This window comes from Bradyrhizobium sp. WYCCWR 13022 (assembly GCF_030435535.1).
GTDB lineage: Bacteria > Pseudomonadota > Alphaproteobacteria > Rhizobiales > Xanthobacteraceae > Bradyrhizobium.
In genome coordinates, this window is the sequence record NZ_JAUIZJ010000023.1 from 211,216 (window position 1) to 236,757 (window position 25,542).

Here is a 25,542-nt window from a genome sequence, read left to right on the forward strand (position 1 = left end):
TGCCTGTCATTCCATTGACAATTCCAAAGCTAATCTCATTTTGGAAATCGTCAAGTTTCCTAATTCAGGGGAGCCGGCCATGACCGTCCACACCACCCCATCTGCTGCCGCCCAGACTGCCCTTCCCGCGTCCGTGCTGGAGGGCGTCCTGCCCGGCACACCAGCCGTCGCCGTCGGGAAAAAGATCAATGTCCGCAAGCTGTTGCTAATGGGGGCTGCGGTCGTGGCCCTCGCCGGAGCGAGCTGGTACGGCTACGATTACTGGACCGTCGGCCAGTACCTGGTCTCCACCGATGACGCCTACGTGAAGGCCGACAACACCACCATCGCGCCGAAGGTCAGCGGCTATCTCGACCGTGTCCTGGTCGCCGATAACGAGCATGTGAAGGCCGGCCAGGTGCTGGCCAGGATCGACGATCGCGATTTCAAGGTCACACTCGATCAGGCCAAGGCAGACGTGTTGGCGGCGAACGCCACCATCTCCAGCAAGGAAGCGCAGATCGAGGTGCAGCAGGCGGCGATCAAGGCCGCGCGCGCCACGCTCGACGTCGACCAGGCCAACCTCACTTTCGCCGCGCAAGACAACAAGCGCTACACCGATCTAGCCGCGACCGGCTCAGGCAGCGTGCAGAATGCGCAGCAGGCGCAGTCGCGCAACGCCGGCGCCGAGGCCGCGATCCAGCGCGACACCGCCAATCTCGCCTCGGCGCTCAAGCAGGTCGACTTGCTTAAGGCCGAGATCGTACAGGCCAAGGCCACCGCAGCGCGCGCGGAAGCCGTGCAGCACCAGGCCGAACTGAACCTCGGCTACACCAATGTCGTCTCGCCGATCGACGGTGTGGTCGGCAATCGCTCCTTGCGCGTCGGCCAGTTCGTCCAGGCGGGCACGCAGTTGATGTCGATCGTGCCGACCGAGGGCGCCTACGTCGTCGCCAACTTCAAGGAAACACAGCTCACCAACGTGAAGTCCGGCCAGGCCGTCGATATCGAGGTCGACATGTTTCCGGGCCAGATCGTGCACGGCCACGTCGATTCCATCGCGCCGGCCAGCGGCCAGGAATTCGCGCTGCTGCCGCCTGATAACGCCACCGGTAATTTCACCAAGGTGGTGCAGCGCATCCCCGTCAGGATCGCGCTCGATCACGAACACGGGCCTGCCATCGCGCTGCGACCGGGCATGTCCGTCATCCCCACCATTGCAACACGTTCGACCGCGCCGACCGCGAAGGCGGCCGATGCGTCAAGGGCAAAACTCGTTTCCGGAGGGTCGTGCCATGTCAAACAGCCTCTCACTTTCGACGCAAGCAACACCGGGCGCGACGTCTAATCACGTCGCCGCTGATCCCAACCGCGCGAGCGCCGCGGTCTGGGTCGCCGTGCTCGCCGCGATGATCGGCTCGTTCATGGCGATCCTGAACATCCAGATCACCAACGCCTCGCTGGCCAACATCGAGGGCGGCATCGGCACCGGCGCCGACAACGGCTCCTGGATCTCGACCTCGTATCTGATCGGCGAGATCATCGTGATCCCGCTGACCGACTATCTGAGCCGCGTCTTCACGTTCCGCCGCTACATGCTGGCGAGTGCGACGTTGTTTGCGGCCTTCTCGGTCGCCTGCGCCTTCACCCACGACCTGCCGTCCATGATCGCGATGCGCGGCCTGCAAGGGTTTGCCGGTGGCGTGCTGATCCCGATGGCGTTCACGCTGGTGCTGACCAAGCTGCCAAAGCCGCAGCAGCCCGTGGGGCTCGCGATCTTCGCGCTGTCCGTGACCTTTGCCCCGGCGATCGGCCCGACCATCGGCGGCTATCTCACCGAAACCTATGGCTGGCGCACCATCTTCTTCGTCAACGTGGTCCCGACCGCCGTGATGGTCACCGCGCTCTATCTGACGCTGGAACGGCAGAAGATGCAGCTTGACCTTTTGAAGGACGGCGACTGGGCCGGCATCCTCACCATGGCGATCGGCCTCTCGGCGCTGCAAGCCGTGCTCGAGGAAGGCAACAAGGACGACTGGTTTTCCTCGCCCTTCATCGTCAAGCTGGCGGTCATTGCGGCCGTCAGCCTGACGCTGTTCGTTGCAATCGAGCTCAACATCGAGAAGCCGCTGATCCGCCTGCGCCTGCTGAAACAGCGCAATTTCGGCTTCGGCACGATCGCGATGACCATGGTCGGCTTCGCGCTGTTCGGCTCGGTCTATATCCTGCCCGCCTATCTCGGCCAGGCGCAGGGCTACAATGCCGAGCAGATCGGCAATGTGCTGGCCTGGACCGGCCTGCCGCAACTCGTGCTGATCCCGCTGATCCCGAAACTGATGCAGCGTTTCGACACGCGTTACATCGCGATCACCGGGCTCCTCATCTTCGCCTATAGTTGCTTCATGAACACGGCGATGTCGCCCGACTATGCCGGCGACCAGCTCTGGATCCCGAACATCGTGCGCGCCGTCGGCCAGGCCATGGTGCTGACGCCGCTGACCTCGGTGCTGACGGGCGGCATCGCGCCGCAGGACGCGGCCGCGGCCTCCGGCATCAGCAACATGTTCCGCAATCTCGGCGGCGCGATCGGCACCGCAACGCTCGCCACCATCATCACCAAGCGCGAGCAATTCCACTCCAACATCATCGGCCAATCGGTCATGCTCGGCCGCGAGGAAGTCCGCACCCGCCTCGCGCAGATGACGGACTACTTCGTCGCCCATGGCGTGCCCGACCCCAACGCCGCGCGCGAGCAGGCCATCATCGCGCTGGGCAAGACCGTGAAGCGCCAGGCGCTGGTGATGGGCTATTCCGACGCGTTCGCCGTCATCGGCGCGGTGCTGGTGCTCGCCGCGATCGCGGTGGCGCTGACGCGGCGGGTGAAGGCGGCCACCGGTGGCGGCACGCACTAGACTAGTGCTCGAACACCAGCCGCGCGCCGACGGTGCCTTCGAGCGCGCGGATCTGCGCGAGCAAGGCGCCCGAATCCGCACCGTTAAGATCGGCATCGAGCACGACGTAGCCGAGGTCGCCGGCGGTCTCCAGGTATTGCGCGGCGATGTTGATGTCGCGTTGGAGGAAGACCTCGTTCAGCCGGCGCAGCATGCCCGGCACGTTGCGATGGACGTGACTGAAGCGCGCACCGGAGGGTCGCAAATGCAACTGCACCTCCGGGAAATTCACCGCGCCCATTGTCGAACCCGTGATGAAATAGTCGACCAGCTTGCGCGCCACCTCGCCGCCGATACGCTCCTGTGCTTCTTCGGTCGAGCCGCCGACATGCGGGGTCAGGATGACGTTGTTGAGGCCCTGCACCGGGCTCTTGAAGCGCTCCGAGTTCGACGACGGCTCGACCGGAAACACGTCGATGGCAGCACCCGCAATGTGGCCGTCGCGCAGCGCGCCCGCGAGCGCATCGAGATCGACCACGGTACCGCGGCTGTTGTTGATCAGGAACGAGCCCGGCTTCATCGCGCGCAGCTCATTCTCGCCGATCATGCCCGCGGTCTCCGGCGTCTCCGGGACGTGCAGGCTGACAACGTCGCTCTGCGCCAGCAGCTCGTTCAGCTTCTCAACCGGCTCGGTGTTGCCGTGACGGAGCTTGTCGGTGCGGTCGTAATAGATCACGCGCATGCCCATCGCCTCGGCAAGCGTCGAGAGCTGCGAGCCGATATTGCCATAGCCGATGATGCCGAGCGTGCGGCCGCGCACCTCGCGGCTGCCGGCCGCGGACTTGTCCCAGCCGCCCTCATGGGCCGACACCGAGCGCGGAAAGATCTGCCGCAGCAGCATCACGATCTCGCCGATCACGAGTTCGGCAACGCTGCGCGTGTTGGAGAACGGCGCGTTGAAGACGGGGATGCCGCGCTTGCGCGCCGCCAGCAGATCCACCTGGTTGGTGCCGACGCTGAAGCAACCGACCGCGAGCAACCCGTCGGCGGCCGCCAGCACCTCGTCGGTGATCTGGGTGCGCGATCGGATACCGAGCAGCGACACGCCCTTCAGCGCCTGGCGCAGCGCCTCGCCATCCAGCGCCTTGGTCAGGCGCTCGACATTGGCGAAGCCCGCACTTTTGAACAGATCCACGGCGCTGTCGTTGACACCTTCAAGCAGCAGCGCCTTCGCGCTCCGCTCAGGGCTTTGGCCTGGGGCTGGCATACAATCTCCTGGAATGGCGGCTTTGCCTGAGCACATAGACCGCGGACGATGCACAGCACAATAGGCATGAAACCCGGATTTCGCTTCGCTCCTTCAGCACTACGCACTACAAGCATAGCAAACCCACCGGAACGCCCATGCGCCCAGCCATCTTCTTCGACTGCGACGGCGTGCTGAACGAGGAGCCCGGCGGCCATGGCGTGCTGGGACCGGACGATATCAGGCTGATCCCGGGCGCAGGCCGGGCCGTGCGGGCCGCACGAGAGGCAGGTTACCTCGCAATCATCGTCACCAACCGCGCCCAGGTGGCGAAGGGTTTTGTCACGCTCACCGGCCTAGAGACGATTTTCGCAAGGCTCCGTGAATTGCTGGCCCAGGACGGGGGTATCGTCGATGCCATCTATTTCTGCCCGCATCATCCGGAGCAGACGCCGGGCGGCGCGCCCGAATTCCAAATCGCCTGTGAGTGCCGCAAGCCCGGAACATTGCTGTTGCGCCGGGCAATTGCCGATTTCGGCATCGATCTCGGCCGCTCTCCGCTGATCGGCGACAGCCTGCGCGATATTGGCGCGGGGCACGCGATGGGGCTGACGAGCTATGGCGTGCGGACAGGATACGCCTGCCGTGATGTCGAGCGCTATCCGGACCGCGCGCCGCCGGTGCCCGACCGGATGTTCGCCGACGTCGGCGAAGCCGTCGCATTCTGTGTGGCTCATCCGGCGAAACACGGACAAGCCGGCCAGCCCGATTGACGCGGTCCGGCCGTTCGCCGATACCGGCATGATCTCGATTCGCACCTTGTCGATTCATATGGGGACTGGACCGGACGGATGAAGACAGCTCTGGTGATCGGCGGCGGCATCGCCGGCTGCGCGGCGACGCATCAGCTCATGAAGCTGGGCGGCTGGGACGTCACGATCGTCGAGGCCGCGCCGTTCCTCGGCGCCGGCGTGCGCACCTTCTGGTATGGCGGCCACCCCTACACGTTCGGCCCGCGCCACTTCCTGACCCAGAACCGCGCCGTCTACGACTACATGGATGCGATCGTGCCGCTGCGCTCCTGCGCCGACCACCAGTTCATCACCTATGTCGAGCGCGACAACGCCTTCTACAACTATCCGATCCACGAGGACGACATCGCGCGGATGCCTGATAGCGCGAAGATCGCCACGGAGCGGCAGTCGGCACGCGGCGTCGCGGAAGCCAAGAACCTCGAGGAATATTGGGTCGGCTCGGTCGGCCAGACGCTCTATGACAAGCTGATCGACAAGTACAACAAGAAGATGTGGCTGGTCGACGACAACAAGCGCATCGACACGTTCAACTGGTCGCCGAAGGGCGTCACCATCAAGAGCGGCTCGCGCGCCGCATGGGACACTGCATGGTCGGCCTATCCGCACGCGGAGGACGGCTACAACCGCTACTTCGACGTCGCGACCGAAGGCGCACGCGTGCTGCTGTCGACACGCATCGAGCAGTACGATCTGCCGGGGCGCGCGGTCTGGTTCGGCGGCGAGAAGCACAGCTACGACGTCATCATCTCGACCATCTCGCCGGACGAGCCGTTCGGCCGCTGCCATGGCGAGCTTGCCTTCATCGGCCGCGACTTCCACAAGATCGTGCTGCCGACAGAGCACGTCTTCCCCGAGCACGTCTACTTCCTCTACTACGCCAATGACGAGGCGTTCACGCGGCTTGTCGAATACAAGAAGTTCACGCATCACAAATCGCCGACCAGCCTCGTCGGCATGGAGATCCCCTCGCACAACGGCAAGCACTATCCGCTGCCGTTCAAGTCCGAGCAGGAACTCGCGCGCAAGTATTATGCGCTGATGCCCGACCACGTCTATTCGATCGGCCGCGCCGGCAGCTATCGCTACGGCCTCGACATCGACGACTGCCTCGAGCAGTCGATGGTGATGGCGCGCCAGATCGCCGAGGGCGGCCGCGACCATCCGGTGCCGATCGAGGCCTGGCGCTAGATGAATAAGCCCGCCGCCACGCCGCATCGCTGCGTCGTCTGCGGATCGGGCGATGCGGACACGATTTGGTCGGTGGCACGCACGCCGATGCATGCGGTCCGCCCGGCCGGCATGGCCGACATTGCAAGTGGCTTCGGCAATCTGGACGTTGCCGCGTGCAGTGGCTGCGGACATCTCTTCAACCTCGCCTTCGACACCGAAGCGGCCGACGAGCTCTATGGCGCGCTGGTCCTGACCAACGAACCCGTGAGCCCGGGCATGATCGCCGCCGTGGATGAGACCGCTGCGCTGATCATGCGGCATCTGAAACCATCACCCGCCGTGCTCGAGGTCGGCGGCGGCGGCGGCGCACTGTCGCTGGCGCTCGCGCGTCGATCGGCGCGCGTCGATCTGGTCGAACCGAGCCGCGCGCTTCAGCCGGAGCGCTTTGTCGGCACCGGCGTGACGCTACATCGCGCGATGTTTCCAATCACGGCGCTGGCCGGCCGCCGCTTCGATGCGGTGGTCTGCCGCCAGGTCATCGAGCACGTTCCGGATCCCGCGCCGTTTCTCACCGCGTTGCGCGCAAGCCTTGCGGATGACGGCACCGCCTACCTCGAGATGCCCAGTGCCGACGACATCCTGCTGCGCCATTCGATCGTCGATTTCCATTACCCGCACGTGCACTACTATCGCCGTGCCGAGATGGAATTGCTGCTTGCACGCGCCGGCTTTGCAGTCGCGGAGGTCTTTGACATCAAGCAGGGCCACGACATGGGTTTCCTGCTGCGCGCGGCAGAACCGCTCGCGCGTGAGGCCCGCGCATCATCCTATATTTCGCCTGCAGCATTCGCCGCGGCGCTGGCCAAACGGCGCGTGCGGGGAGCTCAGCGCCTCGCCGCGATCGACGGTCCGATCGCACTTTACGGCGCCAATGCCTATGCGCAGGCACTGCTCGGCCTCTACCAGGAGAACACGCCGTTCGCCGCAGTTTTCGACGACACCGCCGCCTATGCAGGACGCTGCGTTTACGGCCCTGCCGGCGAGATCACCATCGAGCCGCCGCGCGCCGAACGCTTCGCCGGCATGGCGGCCATCGTAGTCGCTGCCTATCTGCATGACGCCGAGATCGCACGAAAAATCGCAGCGATGGGATTTCACGGCCCCGTCTACACGCTGCGCGCGCCGGGCCCGGACGCACCTGGTCTGATCGTCAGCCTGTTCGATCCGTAAGGCAGATCAGATCAGATCCGACTCGGCGTCGGATGCGATGTAGGACCTCCCCCACCAGCCGATGTCGAGATGGCGCACGAAGCGCCAGCGTGAGCGCTGGCGGTACTCGACAAAGGCTTTCGCCAGACCTGTGCCGGGATTGCCGCGATTGCCGACGAAGAGGTCGTCGATGTAGAGCACGGACCCGGCCTGAAGCAGCGGCTCGATGAAGTCGAACACGGGGACAGCGGATTCATACAGGTCGCAGTCGATGTTCGCGAGCGCGATCTTGCGCCCGCTGCTGGCGAATTGCTGCTTCAGCGCAGGCGTAAGTGAAACGCCGTAGAGGCCTTTCACCGTGTGCACCTTGTCCATGTAGATGCCGTGCTCGCCGATCAGGCGCAGAAACTCCTGTTCGGAGGTCGCGAGCGCGCCTTGCGTCCATTTGCCGACGCTGGTCTCGGTTTCCGGCGCAGGCAGGCCGGCAAAGCTGTCGAACGCCCAGAACGCCATGTCGTGGAGATTCTTGCGCCGCGCCTCCGTCAGGGCCATGCGGAAGGTGCGTGCGCGGTGACAGCCATATTCGTGATAGTCGCCCGCGATCTCGTTCTCCTTCAGGAAATCGAACACCTGGCGGAAGAATTTCAGTTTCTCGCTCTGCCGGTTTTGCTGGTTGTAGCGGATCTCGTCCTCCGCCGACCAAGTCGCAAGCGCGGCACCGTCGGCGATCTCGACCCAGGGCTCGCGGGCGAGCGTCCTGATCCCGGTCGCAGGACCTGCGGGAAAATCGTCGGCACGATCGCTGCTCATGGCGCTTCACCGGCTGGAGGTCATTCGCGTTCCACCCCTGCCCGCCTCTGCCGCGCCGGGATGGAATCAGCGCCTGATAGCTTAAGCAAGCCACCGATCAAGGCCAGCAGCCGTTCGCAGCAGCCAATTGGCGCAGAACGGGGCCGTTCCTGCGCATGACCTGTTGATAACTGCCCTCGGCCTATCGTTAGGCAGCCCCGAATCGACTCAGAACACGGACATGGATCAGCAATACGCGGACACAGTAAGACTACGGTGACGCGAATTGCGGCGGTTTTGAACGTGTGTCGGGATTCGCAGCGGGATAACCAGATCAGCGGTGATTCGCCGGCTGGCCCGCACACCGGGCTCGACGAAGCACAAACGAGGCCGGTTGCGAAGGTGGAACACGTCGCCCAATACCTGCGAGAGGTCCGCGATATCGCGCAGGCCCTGCCGGCAGGCGAGATCGAGGCGCTCTGCGACGAGCTCGTGGCTTTGCGCGAGCGCGGCGGCCGGCTGTTCATCCTCGGCGTCGGCGGCAGTGCGGCGAATGCGAGCCACGCCGTCAACGACTTCCGCAAGCTGTGCGGCATCGAGGCCTACGCACCGACCGACAACGTCTCGGAACTCTCCGCCCGCACCAATGACGAGGGCTGGCCGAGCGTGTTTGTGGAATGGCTGCGGATCAGCCGCATCGGATCTCGCGACGCTATCCTGGTTCTCTCGGTCGGCGGCGGGAATCTCGAACGCAATGTCAGCCCCAACATCGTCTCTGCAGTGAAGGCGGCAAAGGCGAACGAGGCGCGCGTGCTCGGCATCGTCGGACGGGACGGCGGCTATGCAAAGCAGGCCGGTGACGTCGTCGTCGTGATTCCCACCGCGGCAGAGCAACGTGTCACGCCGCATGCCGAAGCGTTCCAGGCGGTAGTTTGGCATTGCCTGGTCTCGCATCCGAAGCTGCAGCGCAGCGCCACCAAATGGTGAGGCGCTGGTTCGGGGACTCCTGGAGGCGTAATGTTGCGTCGTGCGTGAGTCGTCCTGTTTGCACGGCGCGAAACGCGTCCGGCGCAAATGCGGAGGGGTGTGACTTGGCCGCGCTGGGCCGCGTGAGATGGATCCGGCGGGCAACAGGCTGAAGGGGGCTTACGCAACATGAACGCACCGAGCATCGACGCGCTCAATATCGAGATATTCGGCGACGGCGCGGATCTCGCAACGATCCAGCGCACGTCGCTCGATCCGCGGATCAAGGGTTTCACCACAAACCCTTCGCTGATGCGTGCGGCAGGCGTCGGCGACTACCGCACCTTCGGCTGCGCGGCATTGCAGATGGTGCGCGACCGGCCGATCTGCTTCGAGGTGCTGGGCGACGACCTCGCCACCATCACCCACGAAGCCCGCGAGATCGCCTCGTGGGGACCGAATGTCTATGTGAAGCTTCCGGTGACGACCACCCGCGGCGAATTTTGCGGCCCTGCCATCGCCGAGCTCGCACGCGAAGGCGTGAAGGTCAATGTTACTGCCATTCTCACGCTGAGCCAAGTCGAGCGCGTCCGCGACGTGCTCGATGCCGACACGCCGGCGATCGTCTCGGTGTTCGCCGGCCGCATCGCCGACACCGGACGCGATCCCGTCGCGATGATGTCGGAGGCGCTGGACATCCTGTCGGACCGCCCGGCCGCGCAACTGCTCTGGGCAAGCCCGCGCGAGTTGCTCAATCTGTTCCAGGCCGACGCCATCGGCTGCCACATCATCACGCTCTCCGCCGACCTCCTCAAGAAATTCGACCTGGTCGGCAAGGATCTCGACATCTATTCGCGCGAGACCGTCGCGATGTTCCGCAATGACGCGCTGGCAGCCGGCTACGAGCTGTCGCCGCGCAAGCCGGCCCGAAAGCGCGTGGTCGGTCGTATCGATCGTTAACGACACCGGATTGCAATGCTCAAGAACGTCCTCGTCACCGGCGGCGCCGGATATGTCGGCCATGTCCTGGTCCCGCGCCTGCTCGCCGACGGCTACAACGTCACCGTCTACGACCTCCTGTTCTTCGGCTCGCGGCTGCCGAACCATCCGAACCTGCGCGTCGAGCAGGGCGACATCCGAGACACCACCAAGCTCGCTACGTATCTCAAGGGCCAGGATGCCGTGTTGCATCTCGCCTGCATCTCCAACGATGCCAGCTTCGAGCTCGACGAGAACCTCTCCAAGACCATCAACTACGATTGCTTCGAGCCGCTGGTGGTCGCGGCGCGCAAGGCCGGCGTGAAGCGCTTCGTCTATTGCTCGACCAGCTCGGTCTATGGTGTCAGCGACGCGCCCGACGTGACCGAAGAACACCCCCTGGTGCCGCTGACGCTCTACAACAAGTTCAAGGGCATGTGCGAGCCGCTACTGTGGAAGCACAAGGCCGATGATTTCACCTGCGTGACGGTGCGCCCGGCGACGATCTGCGGCTACAGCCCGCGAACCCGGCTCGATCTCTCCGTCAACATCCTGACCAACCACGCCGTGAACAAGGGCGTCATCACCGTGTTCGGCGGCAAGCAGATGCGGCCCAACCTGCATATCGAGGACATGGTCGACGCTTACAGGCTGATGCTGACCGCGCCGCACGACAAGATCCACGGCGAGACCTTCAATATCGGCTTCGAGAACCACTCGATCGCCGATCTTGCCAGCATGGTGAAATCCGTCGTCGAGACGAACGGCCGCCGCGACATCGGCATCGTCACCACGCCGTCGGACGATAACCGCTCCTACCACGTCAATTCCGACAAGATCCGCCGCGTGCTCGGCTACGCGCCGGCACGGTCGATCGAGGACGCGATGCGCGACCTCGCCCGCGCCTTCGTCAATCACCTCCTACCGAACAGCTTTGACGACGACTGGTATTACAACGTCCGCACAATGAAGAAGCTCGGGGCCCGATGAGTGCGCGTCCGACTGCACTGGTGACAGGTGGCGCCGGCTTCATCGGCAGCCACATGGTCGAGCTGTTGCTGGCGCGTGGCTACCGGGTGCGCGTGATCGACAATCTCATCGGCGGCCGCGAGGCCAACCTCGCCGCGCATGCCGGCAATACCGATCTCGCCTTCGAGCGCGGCGACATCCGTGATGCACAACCGGGCGGCGCGCTGTTTCGCGATGTTGTCAGCGTGTTTCACTTCGCCGGCATCGGCGACATCGTGCCGTCGATCGAGTCCCCGCTCGACTACATGTCGGTGAATGTGCAGGGCACCGCGCAGGTGCTGGAATGCGCACGCCAGGCCCAGGTGCGCAAGTTCGTCTATGCGGCATCGTCCTCCTGCTATGGATTGGCGGCGACGCCGACCCGCGAGGACCATCCGATCTCGCCGCAATATCCGTACGCACTGAGCAAATACCAGGGTGAGCAGGCGGTGCTGCACTGGCACACCGTGTACAAGCTGCCGGTCAACGTCATCCGCATCTTCAACGCCTATGGCACGCGCTCGCGCACCTCGGGCGCCTATGGCGCGGTGTTCGGCGTATTCTTGCGGCAGAAGCTCGCCGGCAAGCCTTTCACCGTGGTCGGCGACGGCACCCAGACGCGTGATTTCGTCTATGCCAGCGACGTCGCCGAGGCGTTCCTGCGCGCCGGCGAGACCGGGCTGACGGGTGAGATCTGGAACCTTGGCGCCGGCAATCCGCAATCGGTCAACCATCTGGTCGCCTTGCTCGGCGGCCCCGTGATCCATATCCCCAAGCGCCCGGGCGAACCTGATAGCACCTTCGCCAACATTGCAAAGATCCGCCGCGAGCTCGGCTGGGAGCCAAAGGTGAGCTTCGAGGAAGGCGTCCGCCGTATCCTCGCCGAGATCGACTATTGGCGCGATGCGCCGCTGTGGAACCCTGATAGCATTGCCGCGGCGACCTCGGCGTGGTTCAACGCCCTGGCGACCAAGGGAGCGCCGGCATGATGGACGATGCGACGCATCGCATGGTGAGCCACAAGCTGAAGAGCGCGGCCGAGATCGCCGCGCTGATCGGCCGCCGCCCGCGCGTCCGCAAAGTCATCATGTGCCACGGCACGTTCGACGTCGTCCATCCCGGCCATGTCCGCCACCTGCTCTACGCCAAGAGCAAGGGCGACATCCTGATCGCGAGCCTGACGGCGGACGCGCATATCCTGAAGGCGAATTTCCGCCCCTTCGTGCCGCAGGAGCTCCGCGCCTTCAACCTCGCCGCGCTCGAAGCGGTCGACTACGTGATGATCGATCCGAAGCCGACGCCGATCGACAACATCCGCCTGATCGAGCCCGACATCTTCGCCAAGGGTTACGAATACACCGCGGCCGGGCTGCATCCGCGCACCGCCGAAGAGAAGGAGGCGGTCGAGGCCTATGGCGGCGAGCTGATCTTCACGCCAGGCGACATCGTGTTCTCGTCCTCGCACATCATCGAGACGGCGCCGCCCTCGATCGCGACCGAGAAGCTGCTGACGCTGCTCTATGCCGAGCATCTCGATTTCGACAGCCTGCGCGGCGTGCTCGACCGCTTCCACGATCTGCGCGTCCACGTGATCGGCGACACCATCGTCGACACCTATACGCGCTGCGCCGTGATCGGCGGCGGCACCAAGACGCCGACCATGAGCGTGCGCTTCGAGGAGAAACAGGATTTCGTCGGCGGCGCCGGCATCGTCGCCAAGCATCTCGCCAGCGCCGGCACGCAAGTGACCTTCTCTACCGTGCTCGGCGATGACGCAACCGCGGAGTTCGTCAAGCAGGACCTCGGGGCCACCAACATCGATTTCCACGCAGTCGTCGACCCGAACCGGCCGACGACCAACAAGGACGTCATCGTCGCGGCCGGCCACCACCTGCTCAAGGTCGACCGCGTCGACAACAGCCCGATCCCCGAGCGCATTCGCCGCACGTTGATCGATCGCATCGCGTCGGTGCCGGCCGACATCGTCGTGTTCACGGATTTTCGCCACGGCATCTTCAACCGCGAGACCATTCCGCATCTGGTCAAGGCGATCCCGAAGACCGCCTTCCGGGTTGCCGACTCGCAGGTCGCGAGCCGCTGGGGCAACATCCTCGAGTTCCAGGGGTTCGACCTGATCACGCCGAACGAGCGCGAGGCGCGGTTCGCGCTCGGCGACCAGGACTCGGTGGTGCGCCCGCTCGGCACCGAGTTGTACCGCCAGGCGCACTGCAAGACGCTGCTGCTCAAGCTGGGTCCGCGCGGCCTGATGGCCTTCCGCGGCGAGCCCAAGAGCGACGAGGACGTCCGCTCCTTCTTCGCCGTCGACAGCTTCGCCGACAACGTCGTCGATGCCGTCGGCTCCGGCGACGCGCTGCTCGCCTATGCCGCACCCGCGATGTACCTCACCGGCAACGCCGTGATCGCCGCCGTGCTCGGCTCGCTCTCGGCCGCAGTTGCCTGCGAGCACCAGGGCAACGTCCCGACCGCCCCGAACGACATCCTCGACAAGATCGACCGTCTTGAGCGGCAGGCGCAGTACCGCTGAGGCCGCGATGAAAGTCATCGTTGTCGGGTACGGGATTCAGGGCCACAAGCGCTTCAAGGTGGCGGGCGAGGACGCGGTCGGGATCGTCGATCCGGTTGCGCCGGAGGCCAATTGGCGCCGCCTCGAAGACGTCCCCATCGATCGCTTCGATGCGGCCATCGTCTGCACACCTGATTCCCCCAAAATCGGGCTGCTGCGCCATCTGCTCGAGCGCGGCAAGCACGTGCTGGTGGAGAAGCCGCTGTTTGCCGCAAACGGCGACGATTTTCGCGCGCTCGAAGCGCTCGCCCGCCGGACCGGTGCGCTGTGCGTCACCGCCTACAATCACCGCTTCGAGCCGCATTTCGTGCGGATGCGCGACCTGCTGCTATCCGGCCGGCTCGGCTCGGTCTATCGCTGCCGCATGTTCTACGGTAACGGCACCGCGCGCCTGGTGCGCAACTCGGCCTGGCGCGACACCGGCGACGGCGTGCTCGGCGATCTCGGCTCGCATCTGCTCGACACTGTACGCTTCTGGTTCGGCGACGTCGCCGACGGCTTTCGCATCGTCTCGGCTGAACGGTTCGAGAACCGCGCGCCGGATCACGTGGTGATCGCCGCCGAGGGGCGCCCGCAGATCGAGCTCGAAATGACGCTGCTGTCCTGGCGCAACTATTTCACCTGTGACGTCTTCGCCGAGCATGGCTCCGCGCATATCGAATCGCTGTGCAAATGGGGTCCGAGCAGTTTTATTCACCGCACCCGCGTGCTGCCGAGTGGCCGGCCGCCGGAGGAGAGCCAGATCCTGGTGCAGGACGATCCAACCTGGGCACTGGAATATGCGCATTTCAAGCAGCTCTGCGAGGCACGCACGGAAACCGATCTCTCGAATGACATCTGGCTGCATCGCGCGCTAACTCGGCTCGGCCGCGAGATTCAGGCGGGGAACGCTGCATGACCCGTCCCCGCATCGCTTATGCCGGAATGACCCATCTGGGCCTTTGCTCGGCGATCGCAGCAGCCGCCCAGGGTTTTGCGACGCTCGGCGTCGATGCAGATGCATCCCTGATTGCTCGCATCACCGCCGGCGAACTGCCGGTCCGCGAGCCCGGCCTCGACGATCTCCTGCGTTCTCATCGTGACCGCATCAATTTCTCTGCGGATGCGGCAGCGCTGCGCGCCTGCGATCTCGTCTATGTCGCACCTGATGTGCCGACCGATGGCTTCGGCGTCAGCGATCTCAGCGGCATCGACACTCTGCTCGACATCGTGCTCGCGAATACGCGCGACGATGCCACTATCGTCATCCTCAGCCAGGTGCCGCCGGGTTTTACACGGGCAAGACAGCGTCCCGGCCGGACTATCCTGTACCAGGTCGAGACGCTGGTGTTCGCCCGCGCGGTCGAGCGCGCCACAAAGCCTGAGCGCTTCATTCTCGGCTGCCTCGATCCGGACGCCCCATTGCCGCCCGCCTGGCAAACCTTTCTCGAATCCTTCGGCTGCCCGCTGCTGTCGATGCGGCTGGAGAGCGCCGAGCTTGCAAAGATCTCCATCAACTGCGCGCTGGCGGCGTCCGTCACCACCGCCAACACGCTCGCCGAACTTTGCGAACGCGTCGGCGCGGACTGGTCCGAGATTGGGCCTGCGTTGAAGCTCGACGCGCGCATCGGCCCCTATGCCTATCTCGCGCCGGGTCTTGGGCTCGCCGGCGGCAATATCGAGCGCGATCTCGCCACCGTGATGCGGCTGTCGGACCAGCACGGCACTGATGCCGGCATGATCCGCGCCATCGTCGCCAACAGCATCCATCGCAAGGACTGGGCGCTGCGCGAGCTGAACGAAGCGCTGCTGGCAACGTCGCCGCAGGCCCGGATCGGCGTGCTTGGCCTCGCCTACAAGGAAAACACGCATTCGGTGAAGAACTCGGCGGCGCTGGCGCTGATCGCACAGCTCGCGGTGTGTCCCATGCGCGCGTTCGACCCCGCGGTGCCCGCCTCCGCCGCGCGGCACCCGAACCTGACGGCCGCATCGAACGCGCTCGAAGCGGCGCGCGACGTCGATGCGCTCGCGATCATGACACCCTGGCCGGAATTCCGTGACCTCGCGCCCGCCGATCTAGCGCTCCTCATGCGTGGTCGGCTGGTCCTCGATCCCTATCGCGTGCTCGATGCCACGGCCGCGCGCGCGGCCGGGCTTGATTATCGCACGCTCGGCGCGCGAGCGTCGTGACACGAACTGGATGATGCCTATGCCTGAAGTGAATCTCCTCTCCAAACTGCCGCGCGGCAAGCGCAATCTCTCCGCGCGCGCCACCGCCAAGACCGAGGAGCACATCCGCATTTCCCGTGAATATGGCGAGACCTATTTCGACGGTCCGCGCGAGTATGGCTATGGCGGCTATCGCTATGACGGACGCTGGGTGCCGGTGGCGCGCGATTTCATCGAGCACTTCTCGCTGAAGCCCGGGGACCGCGTGCTCGACATCGGCTGCGCCAAGGGTTTTCTGGTCAAGGATTTCATGATCGCCTGTCCGGGGCTGGAAGCGTTCGGCCTCGACATTTCCCGCTACGCGCTGATGCATTGCGAGGCGGAGACGATCGGCCGCCTGCATCTCGGCAACGCGCTGGAACTGCCGTTCCCCGACAACAGCTTCAAGTGTGCGATCTCGCTCAACACCATTCACAATCTCGACCGCACCGGATGTATCCAGGCGCTGCAGGAAATCCAGCGCGTCTCGGGCGGACGTGCGTTCGTGCAGGTCGATTCCTATCGCACGCCTGAGCAGAAGGCGGTCCTCGAGGAGTGGGTGCTCACTGCCCGCTTCCACGACTATCCCGAAGGCTGGATCGCGCTGTTCAATGAAGCCGGCTATACCGGCGATTATTTCTGGACGATCATCGAGTAGGACGAGGACGCTGTCATGACCCAAGCCAGCTTCGATGCAAGAGCGGCGCGTACGCGCTGCCAGCGCTACCGCCGGCGCATCCTCGATATTTCGCAGCGCGTCTCGGCGCTCCACATCGGCGGCGCCTTCTCCTGCACCGAGATCGTCGATGCCATCTACAACGCGCTGATGCGCAAGCCCGGCCTGTCCTCGCCCGACACATTCCTGATGTCGAAAGGCCATGGCTGCATGATCCAGTATGTCGTGCTGGAGGAGCTCGGCGTCCTCTCGCGGGCCGACCTCGACGCCTATTGCACGCCGCACGGCCGCCTCGGCGTGCATCCGGATTACGGCAATCCCGGCATCGAGGCCTCGACCGGTTCGCTCGGCCACGGGCTGTCGATGGTGGTGGGCATGGCGCTGGCCGAACGCGGCAAGCGTCGCGACGGGATGATCTACACGGTGCTCAGCGACGGCGAGACCCAGGAGGGATCGACCTGGGAGGCCGTGCTGATGGCGTCCTCGCTGAAGCTGACCAACATCGTCGCCTTCATCGACAACAACGACTTTCAAAGCCTCGGACGCACCTCCGAGACCCATCCCTCGCTTTACCCGTTGACTGCGAAGTTTGACGCGTTCGGCTGGGAGACTGCCGAGATAGATGGCCACGATTCTGCAGCGATCTTCCGGGCCGTATCATTGCGCAAGGGCGACCGGCCGCTGATGGTGGTGGCGCGCACGACCAAGGGCAAGGGCGTCAGCTACATGGAGAACGCGCCGATCTGGCATTACCGCGCGCCCAACAAGGACGAATATGCCCAGGCGATCCGCGAGTTGGAGACACAGGCGTGAGAAACACCTTTTCCGAGACGCTGTACGCGGAAGCGACCGCCAATCCCGACGTCTATATCGTCGTCGCCGACATCTCGCCGGCCGGCAGCATGGGGAAATTCTCCAGCGAGTACCCTGAACGCTTCATCAATGTCGGCGTCGCCGAGCAGTCGATGATCGGCATCGCCGCCGGCCTGGCGCTAAAGGGCTGCCAGCCCTTCGCCTACACGATTGCGACCTTCAGCCTCTATCGTCCATTCGAGATGATCCGTGACGATCTCTGCTACCAGAACCTGCCGGTCACCGTGGTCGGCATGGGCGCGGGCGTGATCTATTCGACCCTGGGCGGCACGCATCACACCCAGGAGGACATCGCGATTGCCTCCGCGCTGCCCAACATGCAGGTGCTCGCGCCCTGCGATCCCCTCGAATGCATCGAGGCCACGCGCTGGTGTGCGCAGCAGAAGAACGGTCCGGTCTACCTGCGCATCGGCAAGGCCGGCGAGCCCGTGCTGACGGCGAACGCGGAGCGCTGGCAGTTCGGCAAATTGCGTTACCTGCGACGCGGCAGCGACGTCTGCATCCTCACCTATGGCGTGATCACGGCAATGGCGGTTGAGATCGCCGACAAGCTGGCGGCGCAGGGACGCTCGGTCTCACTGGTCTCCGCGCATACACTCAAGCCGCTCGATCGCGACGGCGTCACGGCGTCCTTGCAGCAGCACCGCCATGTCGTTGTCATTGAGGAGCACGCGCCCCAGGGCGGACTCGCATCCCAGGTGAAGCAGATCGCGTGGGACGTCCGCGCCACCTGCCGGCTCGATACATTCACGCTGCAAGATGCTTTCATCCACAATTACGGCTCGACCAGTGATCTGCTCGCGGCACACGGCCTGTCGCCCGAACGGATCCTGGCCAAGATCGGCTGAGGGCGGACGATGCGCGTGCTCGTCACCGGCGTCTCCGGTTTCTCGGGCGGCACGGTGGCGCGCCGGCTCGCGAGCAACGGCCACGATGTCGTCGGCACTTATCGCCGCGACACCGGCTTTTTGGCCCCTTTGCGTGACGTCAAGCGCCTGGAACTAGTCCAGACCGACCTAATCGACGCGGGCCGGCTCGTCGGTCCGTTCGACGCCATCGTGCACATTGCTGCTACATCGCCGGCCCCGGGCATCGGCGTCGCAACGCTGGTTCGAGACAACATTGATGCGAGCTTTGCGTTGATCGAGGCCGCCCAACGCTGGGGTACCAATCGCTGCATTTTCTTCTCGTCGCTCTCCTACTACGGCCGGATCGAGCAGGACGTCGTCGACGAAACCACACCGGTGCGCGATCCGGACGTCTATGGCGCAACGAAGCTCATCGTCGAGCAACGGCTCGCCGAACTCTCGGCCGAATTTTCCACGCTGGCACTGCGCCTGCCGGGAATCGTTGGCCCGGGCGCGCATCGGAACTGGCTCTCTGGCGTGGCGTCGCGGCTGCGAGCGGGCGAACCGATACGCGCCTTCCATCTCGACCGGCTCTACAACAACGCAGCTCATATCGACGACATTGCAGCACTGGTCCAGGCCGCACTGACCCGCGAGCCCTGGAGTGGCTTCGACTCAGCGGTGCTCGGCGCCGCGGGATCGCTGACGGTCCACGAAGCCATCGAGCGCCTTGCATTGGCGCTGGGGGTGTCAGCCAAAATCGAAGGGATCACCCCGACCAACACGTCGTTCACGCTCTCGAGCGCGCATGCGATCGCGCGCTACGGCTACCAGCCGATGGAGATCGGCGCAATGATCAATCGCTACGGCCGCGAGATCGCCGGCTAGGCGCGATCATCCTCGCGATAACATCCCTTGCAGACTTCGGGAATGCGGCCCTCGCGATGATCCCTGCGGAAGGTCTCATAGGTCTCGCCATGCCAGATCGCGACGAGATCCTCGGCGTTGCCGAGATCGACAACTTCAGGATTGGCGATGGTGCAGCATGGAACGGTGCGCATATCGGAGGAGACATAGAGCCGCTCGAACGGCCAAGGGCAGAGCTTGTCGGTCTTGCGCCAGCTATATTTGTCGGTCACGTTCCAGAACGCCACGCGCACGCCGAGTTCGCGGCCGCGCGCCATCAACCTGTTACAGAGCTCTTCGGTGAAGGCATCCTCCGCGACGATGTCGCGCAGCGCCTCACCCCATTTGTCCTGGCCCCAATTGGTGAGGTCGAGCGAGAAGGCGAGACTTGTGAAGCCGGCCTCGGCCGCAAGCTCGACGAAATCAGGCAGCTGGTGCCGGTTCGACTGCTGCACCACCACCCACATCTTGGTGCGATCGACGCCGCGCTCGCGGGAATAGGCGTTGATCAGCTTGCAATTGGCGATGACGCGCGAGAACACCGAACCACGGCGGATGCTCTCGAACGTGGCCTCGTCGGCGCCGTCGATCGAGATCTGCACCTCGTTCGGATCGGCGTCGATCAACCGGCGATAGTTCTCGCGCAAATGCAGCAGCGACGCATTCGTCGTGGTGCGCACCCAGATCTCGCGCTCGCGCGCATGGCGCAGCATGGCGAGATAGGCATCGCCCTGCATCAGAGGCTCGCCCATGCCCTGCAGCTTGATCTCGATCAGGCCGTATTGCCGGTCGAGCAGCGCCTTGAAGCTCTCGAGCGACATGTCGGCGGCACGCTGGCCTTTGTGCCAGTCGCTGACCTGGCACATGGTGCAGCGGAAATTGCAGCGGCTGACATTCTCGATGTCGAGCTTGATCGGCAGATAGTCGACGATCTTGCGATCCGCCCGCGCGCGCAGATATTTCTCGTAGTTGGCGCGCCGGCGCGGATCGAAGGCGAGTGCGCGCTCGCGCTGGGCGGCGTAGGCGGCCGACCCCATTGACGGCTCCGGCGCCGGCAGGTTGCGCAGGAAAGCGGCGTTTGCGGCCCCCTGTATCGAGGCTGGTCGTTCGATCGTTTCGGCGTCGTGAGCCATTTGCGTCCGTCGCGGCGAGGATCCCGGGGCCCGGGATGTCTGGGCAGAACGCAAAACTGATTCGCACTTAAAATCGACCATCATTCGTCCGGCGTGGCAAGGCCTGGCCCGGCTGCTCCGTACAACTCCGGTGGATCAGCACCGCCACTTCAGATCACATAGAACCCGTGTGTGCCGTCGCGGCGGAGTTGGTCGACCAGGCCATATTCCCAGTCGAGATAGGCCTGCATCGCACGCTCGGCGATATCGGTTCCTTCATAGGGCCGGCGGTAGCGATGCGCGGGGTCCGGCTTCGGCAGCACGAGGGGCGGGCCGACATCGAGCGTGCCGGCATAGCCGCCTTCGAGCACATAGACCTCCCAGCCCATCTGCGCGAGCCAGGACGCCGTCATGTCGGCGCGCACGCCCTTGTCGTCGGTCAGGACAATGCGCGCGCCGCGCACCGGGGCGGCCATGTCGGTCTCCTGCACGAGCTGGCCGCCGGGATAGTGGCGGAAGCCCGGGAGATGGCCGGCCGTATATTCCTCGGCGTCGCGTACATCGAAGCGATAGAGCGTGCGGCTGGTCTCGCCGACCAGCGCCGCCATCTCGTTCGCGCCGATATGGCGGACGCCGGCGCGATAGGCGACGTCGCGGGCATTGGCCGGACCGCCTTCGAACGAGCCGATCGCGCCGCGCGTGTCAGCACCGTGATCGAGCGTGTGCCGCGCCAGCGTCCAGCCGATCGTGCCATTGCGGAGCGCCCGCACCTTGTTGGGCACGCCGGCATTGATCAGCGACTGGGTCCCGATGATCGAGCGGGTGCGGCCGGCGCAATTGACGATGATGGTGGTGTCTGGATCTGGCGCGGCCTGGCCGGCCCGCAGCACCAGCTCCGCACCGGGCACGCTGACCGAGCCCGGAATGTTCATGGTCGCGTATTCGTCGAAGCGGCGGACATCGAGGATGGCGATGTTGGCCTTGTCCGCGATCAGCTTTGCCACTTCGTCGGCACTGAACGACGGAGTGTGGCGACGTGCCTCGACCAGTTCGCCGAACGCCTTCGAGTAGGAATTGACGTCCTCGAACACCTCGTAACCGGCCGCGCGCCAGGCCTTCAGCCCGCCGTCGAGCGCACGGACATTGCCGTAGCCGAGCGCTGCCAGGCGTTCGGCGCCCACTCCCACCAGCCCCTCGCCGTCATCAAAGAGCACGACCGGCACGTCGCTGCGGGGCAGCCTCACCGCTGCCTCGATCGCGATCCGCTCCGCGGCCATGTTGGCCGCAAACAGCGGATGGCCGGTGGCGAAGGCCGCCTCGTGCCGAAGGTCGAGCAGTGCAATTTCCTCGCCGAGCAGCAGCGCACGGCGGATATCGGCGGGGGTGACGGTCGAAAGCTTCATGGCATCAATCCTGGTGAGGACAGGCCATGGGCTTTTGAACGATTGTGGCGCACTTGGCTAGCCACTCCGGTTGAGGATCACTCACCCGGAACCAGCCTCCCAAGCGTCGGCGGCGCTGGACGCTGCAGCTTGCGACGGGACAGATACAAGAACACCCCGGTGATCGCGAACAGCGGCATCAGCGCCGCGGCAATCATGAACGCTAGTTTGCCGGGAAAGCCCAGAACCGCGCCGCGGTGGATGTCGAGCACGCTCGCGATGACTTTCTCGCCCAGCGTCTTGTCGGCATAGCGCTCCGCGGAGATCACCTGGCCGGTCGCGGCATCGATGCGGAATTCGTCGCGTACGCTTTCCAGCGTGGAATCCTTCGGCCACGACCGGATCCGCATCACAGTGCCCAGGCCGGCCGGGAGCATCAGCTGCGCCCTGGCAAAGCCGCCGCTCTCCTCGCGCAACAGGGTCGACCACGCGCGATCGAACCCGACCGGTTGAGCCGGCTCGACGCGGCCAGACGGACGCGGCTGCTTCGGCTGCATCTTCGCGGCCGCAACGTGGGGCCGTGCCAGCAGCCAGACCACGCCGTCCTTGTACCAGTCGAACGAGTACCAGAGCCCGGTGAGCGTCATGACCAGATAGATCGGCAACACCCAGGTGCCGATGACGGCATGCAACGAACGATGCAGGCCACGGCCGCTGAGCGCGAGATTCGGCTTCAGCCACATCTTCGCGCTGCTCGCCCGGCGCGGCCAGCGTAGCACGAGACCCGAGATGAACATCACGATCAGGCCCAGCGCGGCGACGCCTGTGATCTGGCGGCCCCAACCTTTGGCATCGCCGGGGATGAGCAGCCAGCGATGCAGCCTGCGCACGGTCGTAAAAAACTCCTCGCCGCGCGGGACACCAAGCACGTGGCCGTCATAGGGGTCGACATAGACCGACGACGGCCGCCCGCCTTGCTCGTCACGCGCGAAGCGGACGTGCACGGCGGCTGACGGATCGCTCGACAGCATGATGGCCGCGACCTTGCCGGCATCCGGCACGGCCTTTAGGCGCGACACCAGTTCGTCCGGCAAGAGCGCCGCCGTCGTCCGTGGCGCGACCTGCACGATGGCGGCATTCAGATGATCGACGATCTCGTCCTCAAAGCTCATGATCACGCCGGTCAGCGCGATCAGGCAGAGCAGCAGTGCGAGCACGAGGCCCGCAATGGAATGGACCTGGAGCAGGGCCGACTTGATCGTTGGCCCGGACACTAGAACTTCACCGTTGCCGACAAGGAGATACGCCGACCATCGCCCATCGCGACGTTCAGGGCGTTGCCAGTCGTGGACGTGTAGTAGACCTTGTCGAACAGGTTCTTGACGTTGAACTGATAGGTCACGGGCACCTTGTCGACCTTGGTGTCGTAGGTCGCGAAGATATCCGCGACAGTATAGGCCGGCAGGAAGAACGTGTTGGCGGAGTCGCCCGGCCGGTCGCCGACATAGTGTGCGCCGCCGCCGAGCCGTAGGCGACCAGGAAGCCGCTCGCCGAAATCGTAGACGAGGTAGAGCGACGCCGTGTTCATCGCGGCGTTCAGCAGCTTTGCGTTGCCGTATGCGGGATCGTTGATCAGCCGCGCATCGGTATAGCCATAGCTGCCGATCATGCTCCATTCGTCAGTCAGCCGTCCTGTGACGTCCAGCTCGACACCGCGCGATCGCGCCGCGCCCGAGGCCCGACCCATTGACTTGCCGCCGCCCACATCATCCAGTACCAGCACGTTCTTCTTCTGGATGTCGTAGATCGCCAACGTGCCCGACAGCCGCTTGTTGACGTCGAACTTCAAGCCGGTCTCCCACTGCGTTCCCTCCTCGGGTGCGATAGTGGAGTCGACGACAAAGCCGCTGGTGAATGCCGCGATGGTCGAGGTCGGCTTCAACGACTGCGTATAGCTTACGTAATAGGAGAGTTCTTCGTTCAGCTTGACGATGACGCCGCCGAGCGGCAGCACCTTGTCGCCCGACAAGTTGGTATTGGTGACGAAGACAGGCCGGCCTTTTCCGGCGAGTTGCTCGTATTCCATCCAGCGCACGCCGCCGACCGCCGACAGCCAGCTGGTCAAATGGAACGTGTCCTGGGCGAAGAAGCCGCGGGTGCCGAGCTTGTCGGTCTGCTCGCTGTCGGTTGCCGAGACGGTCGTGCCCGGCGTAACTAGCCCGTAGACCGGATTGTAGAAGTTGAAGCTCGCCGTCGCCTGGCGGATGAGATCGCGGCGATCGATCGTGCGATACATCGCCTCGCCGCCGAACAGGATCTCGTTGCGGAAGCCGCCGGTCCAGACGTCGCCCTGCATATAGGAAGTGCCGTAGCTGACGTTGCTCAGCGAATTGTGGGTGCCGTCGTTGCTGCGGGTCTCGACACCGGTCGCGGCATTGACGCCGGTGATCCGGAGCTGGTTGGCGCTATAGGTCTCGGTGTTGTAGCTGTAGGCCGCCGTGACCTTCCAGGTGTCATCGAGCTTCTGCTCGACCGAGCCCTGCACCAGGTCGGACGTGCCCCACATATTGTTGAAGGGCTCGTCGAGCCGCCGTGTCTTCGGGATCGCCAACGGCGCGCCGTTCACGAAGGCCGTGCCGCGGTCGAACGGATAGATGAACTCGCGGTGCTCATAGGTGAGCTGGACCGTCGTGGTCTCGCCGTACCAGGCGAGCGACGGGTTCACCAGCATTTCGCGATGGCGGCCGAAATCGCGCCAATAATCCTCGCTTACGCCGTAGCCGATGAAGCGATAGGCGAGACCGCCGTCGCCGATCGGACCGGTGACGTCAAGTGTGCCGTCGGCGCCGTTACGGTTATTCGCGTAGCTCGAGCCGAGCAGCGTGACCGAGCCATGCTGGTAAAGCTCGGGACGCTTGCTGATGGTGTTGACGATGCCGCCGGGGTCCATGATGCCGTAGAGCAGCGAAGCCGGCCCTTTCAGCACCTCCACGCTGTCGACCGCGGCGTTCAGGCTGCGCCCTTGCACCAAAGGCATGCCGTTGCGCATGATCGAGCCGTCGCGGTTGTCGCCGAAGCCGCGGCGGATCACCGCGTCCTGAGTGCCTGCGAGCGTATTGGTTTGGGTGATGCCGCTGATGTTGACCAGTGCATCGTCGATGTTGCGCGGCAACTGGTCCTTGAGGACCTGCGCCGGCACGACGTTGACGGATTGCGAGGTATCGAGCGGCGATGCGCCCGAACGCAGCGTGGACGCGCTCGGCATCGCGCGATAGCCGAGCCTTGCTGCCTGTTGTGCCACCGCGTCTGCCGCAGCCCGTTCGGACAGTGTCGGGGCTGCGGGTGGAACAGCCGTTGGGCTGCGGCGCAGAACCGCCTGTGTCCTTCGTTGAGACTGCCGCGAAGCGCGCGACGGTTTCGGCCGCTGGGTCGGTGCATCCACATTCACCGGCGGCAGCGCCGTTTGCGCCTGCGCGACGGTGATGCTCAGTGGGTATTCGGCGAGCAGCACGGCCGCCCCGATGAGAAGACTTGCACGGCTCCTGCCGGCGCGATTTCGATGACCTCTGGCGCGAGGGCCATCCACAAGGGCACGCACTTTCGATTCACTTCCAAGTCACAGTATCGACGTTGGCGCATCTACCAGCGGCTGCGAGTAAAGAGAACCGTGTGTGGACTTGAATAGCTCTAGTGTTGAATCGTTCTAAGAGCAGGCGCGATCGAGTTGCGACGCTTTCGTGAACAGGAACAGCAACGTCGTCGTCGGAACACGCCCGACAATAAGCGCATCTGCTCATTGTCGATGCTGACCATACGGCATCGGCGCGACGCCATGCCGCACGACGGCTCCGCCGCGCGCGAGCTCCATACCTTCACCGCCGCGGCGCTCACGTCATTTTGTTCAGGCCACCTACGCAGATAGC

General features: G+C 64.7%; 22 protein-coding genes. 16 read left to right on the forward strand and 6 right to left on the reverse strand.

Features of this window, described 5'->3' with window-relative positions:
* Positions 1-79: 79 nt before the first annotated feature.
* Both QY049_RS28025 and QY049_RS28030 read left to right on the forward strand, forming a co-directional pair.
* The gene (locus QY049_RS28025; RefSeq protein ID WP_258764903.1) at positions 80-1,327 is read left to right on the forward strand and encodes an HlyD family secretion protein; all 1,248 of its coding nucleotides are present in this window, start codon (positions 80-82) and stop codon (positions 1,325-1,327) included.
* Entirely contained in the window at positions 1,275-2,891 is a 1,617-nt protein-coding gene (locus QY049_RS28030) for an MDR family MFS transporter (RefSeq protein ID WP_258764902.1), read from the forward strand. Before QY049_RS28025 ends, QY049_RS28030 begins: the two co-directional genes overlap by 53 nt.
* A gap of 1 nt (position 2,892) precedes the next feature.
* On the opposite strand, the gene serA is transcribed toward QY049_RS28030, so the two are convergent.
* Positions 2,893-4,137, reverse strand: coding sequence for a phosphoglycerate dehydrogenase (serA, locus tag QY049_RS28035; RefSeq protein WP_194479340.1), 1,245 nt, complete (start codon positions 4,135-4,137; stop codon positions 2,893-2,895).
* Between the two features lie 137 nt (positions 4,138-4,274).
* Here serA and QY049_RS28040 point away from each other — a divergent pair, with 137 nt between their 5' ends.
* The 3 genes from QY049_RS28040 (at position 4,275) to QY049_RS28050 (ending at position 7,331) form a co-directional block, all read left to right on the forward strand.
* Entirely contained in the window at positions 4,275-4,889 is a 615-nt protein-coding gene (locus QY049_RS28040; protein ID WP_258764901.1) for an HAD-IIIA family hydrolase, read from the forward strand.
* A gap of 78 nt (positions 4,890-4,967) precedes the next feature.
* A complete protein-coding gene (locus QY049_RS28045) occupies positions 4,968-6,119 on the forward strand; it encodes a UDP-galactopyranose mutase (protein WP_194479338.1) in 1,152 nt (383 codons plus the stop codon).
* Positions 6,120-7,331, forward strand: a complete 1,212-nt coding sequence (locus tag QY049_RS28050; protein ID WP_258764900.1) for a class I SAM-dependent methyltransferase — start codon at positions 6,120-6,122, stop codon at positions 7,329-7,331.
* Positions 7,332-7,337: 6 nt separating this feature from the next.
* Here the strand turns inward: QY049_RS28050 and QY049_RS28055 are convergent, their stop codons facing one another.
* Positions 7,338-8,120, reverse strand: coding sequence for a TylF/MycF family methyltransferase (locus QY049_RS28055; protein WP_258764898.1), 783 nt, complete (start codon positions 8,118-8,120; stop codon positions 7,338-7,340).
* Positions 8,121-8,501: 381 nt separating this feature from the next.
* On the opposite strand from QY049_RS28055, the gene QY049_RS28060 reads away from it, so the two are divergent.
* The 11 genes from QY049_RS28060 to QY049_RS28110 all read left to right on the forward strand — a co-directional run bounded on the left by QY049_RS28060 (position 8,502) and on the right by QY049_RS28110 (position 19,107).
* Positions 8,502-9,086 (forward strand): SIS domain-containing protein, encoded by a 585-nt coding sequence (locus QY049_RS28060; RefSeq protein ID WP_258764897.1) that lies wholly within the window; start codon positions 8,502-8,504, stop codon positions 9,084-9,086.
* A 168-nt stretch (positions 9,087-9,254) separates the two neighbouring features.
* Positions 9,255-10,025, forward strand: a complete 771-nt coding sequence (locus tag QY049_RS28065) for a transaldolase (RefSeq protein WP_194479335.1) — start codon at positions 9,255-9,257, stop codon at positions 10,023-10,025.
* Positions 10,026-10,040: 15 nt separating this feature from the next.
* A complete protein-coding gene (locus tag QY049_RS28070; RefSeq protein WP_194479334.1) occupies positions 10,041-11,033 on the forward strand; it encodes an NAD(P)-dependent oxidoreductase in 993 nt (330 codons plus the stop codon).
* Entirely contained in the window at positions 11,030-12,040 is a 1,011-nt protein-coding gene (locus tag QY049_RS28075) for an NAD-dependent epimerase/dehydratase family protein (protein WP_258764895.1), read from the forward strand. Before QY049_RS28070 ends, QY049_RS28075 begins: the two co-directional genes overlap by 4 nt.
* Positions 12,037-13,596 (forward strand): PfkB family carbohydrate kinase, encoded by a 1,560-nt coding sequence (locus tag QY049_RS28080; protein WP_194479332.1) that lies wholly within the window; start codon positions 12,037-12,039, stop codon positions 13,594-13,596. Before QY049_RS28075 ends, QY049_RS28080 begins: the two co-directional genes overlap by 4 nt.
* Positions 13,597-13,603: 7 nt before the next feature.
* On the forward strand, positions 13,604-14,533 hold the full coding sequence (locus tag QY049_RS28085; RefSeq protein ID WP_258764894.1) for a Gfo/Idh/MocA family protein: 930 nt from the start codon (positions 13,604-13,606) through the stop codon (positions 14,531-14,533).
* Positions 14,530-15,804: a nucleotide sugar dehydrogenase gene (locus QY049_RS28090; protein ID WP_258764893.1), complete on the forward strand. Its 1,275-nt coding sequence runs from the start codon at positions 14,530-14,532 to the stop codon at positions 15,802-15,804. The genes QY049_RS28085 and QY049_RS28090 overlap by 4 nt, the downstream gene beginning before the upstream one ends.
* A 19-nt stretch (positions 15,805-15,823) precedes the next feature.
* On the forward strand, positions 15,824-16,480 hold the full coding sequence (locus QY049_RS28095) for a class I SAM-dependent methyltransferase (protein ID WP_258764889.1): 657 nt from the start codon (positions 15,824-15,826) through the stop codon (positions 16,478-16,480).
* Positions 16,481-16,495: 15 nt separating this feature from the next.
* Entirely contained in the window at positions 16,496-17,311 is an 816-nt protein-coding gene (locus QY049_RS28100; protein WP_194479328.1) for a transketolase, read from the forward strand.
* Entirely contained in the window at positions 17,308-18,219 is a 912-nt protein-coding gene (locus tag QY049_RS28105) for a transketolase family protein (RefSeq protein WP_258764887.1), read from the forward strand. The genes QY049_RS28100 and QY049_RS28105 overlap by 4 nt, the downstream gene beginning before the upstream one ends.
* A gap of 9 nt (positions 18,220-18,228) precedes the next feature.
* The gene (locus tag QY049_RS28110) at positions 18,229-19,107 is read left to right on the forward strand and encodes an NAD(P)-dependent oxidoreductase (protein ID WP_301270224.1); all 879 of its coding nucleotides are present in this window, start codon (positions 18,229-18,231) and stop codon (positions 19,105-19,107) included.
* On the opposite strand, the gene QY049_RS28115 is transcribed toward QY049_RS28110, so the two are convergent.
* The 4 genes from QY049_RS28115 to QY049_RS28130 form a co-directional block, all read right to left on the reverse strand.
* Positions 19,104-20,162: a radical SAM protein gene (locus tag QY049_RS28115; RefSeq protein WP_258764884.1), complete on the reverse strand. Its 1,059-nt coding sequence runs from the start codon at positions 20,160-20,162 to the stop codon at positions 19,104-19,106. The two genes, QY049_RS28110 and QY049_RS28115, sit on opposite strands and share 4 nt — an antisense overlap.
* Positions 20,163-20,407: 245 nt before the next feature.
* A complete protein-coding gene (locus QY049_RS28120; protein WP_258764883.1) occupies positions 20,408-21,640 on the reverse strand; it encodes a rhodanese-like domain-containing protein in 1,233 nt (410 codons plus the stop codon).
* A 77-nt stretch (positions 21,641-21,717) separates the two neighbouring features.
* The gene (locus tag QY049_RS28125; protein WP_258764882.1) at positions 21,718-22,893 is read right to left on the reverse strand and encodes a PepSY domain-containing protein; all 1,176 of its coding nucleotides are present in this window, start codon (positions 22,891-22,893) and stop codon (positions 21,718-21,720) included.
* On the reverse strand, positions 22,893-25,217 hold the full coding sequence (locus QY049_RS28130; RefSeq protein WP_258764881.1) for a TonB-dependent siderophore receptor: 2,325 nt from the start codon (positions 25,215-25,217) through the stop codon (positions 22,893-22,895). The genes QY049_RS28125 and QY049_RS28130 overlap by 1 nt, the downstream gene beginning before the upstream one ends.
* Between the last annotated feature and the right edge of the window lie 325 nt (positions 25,218-25,542).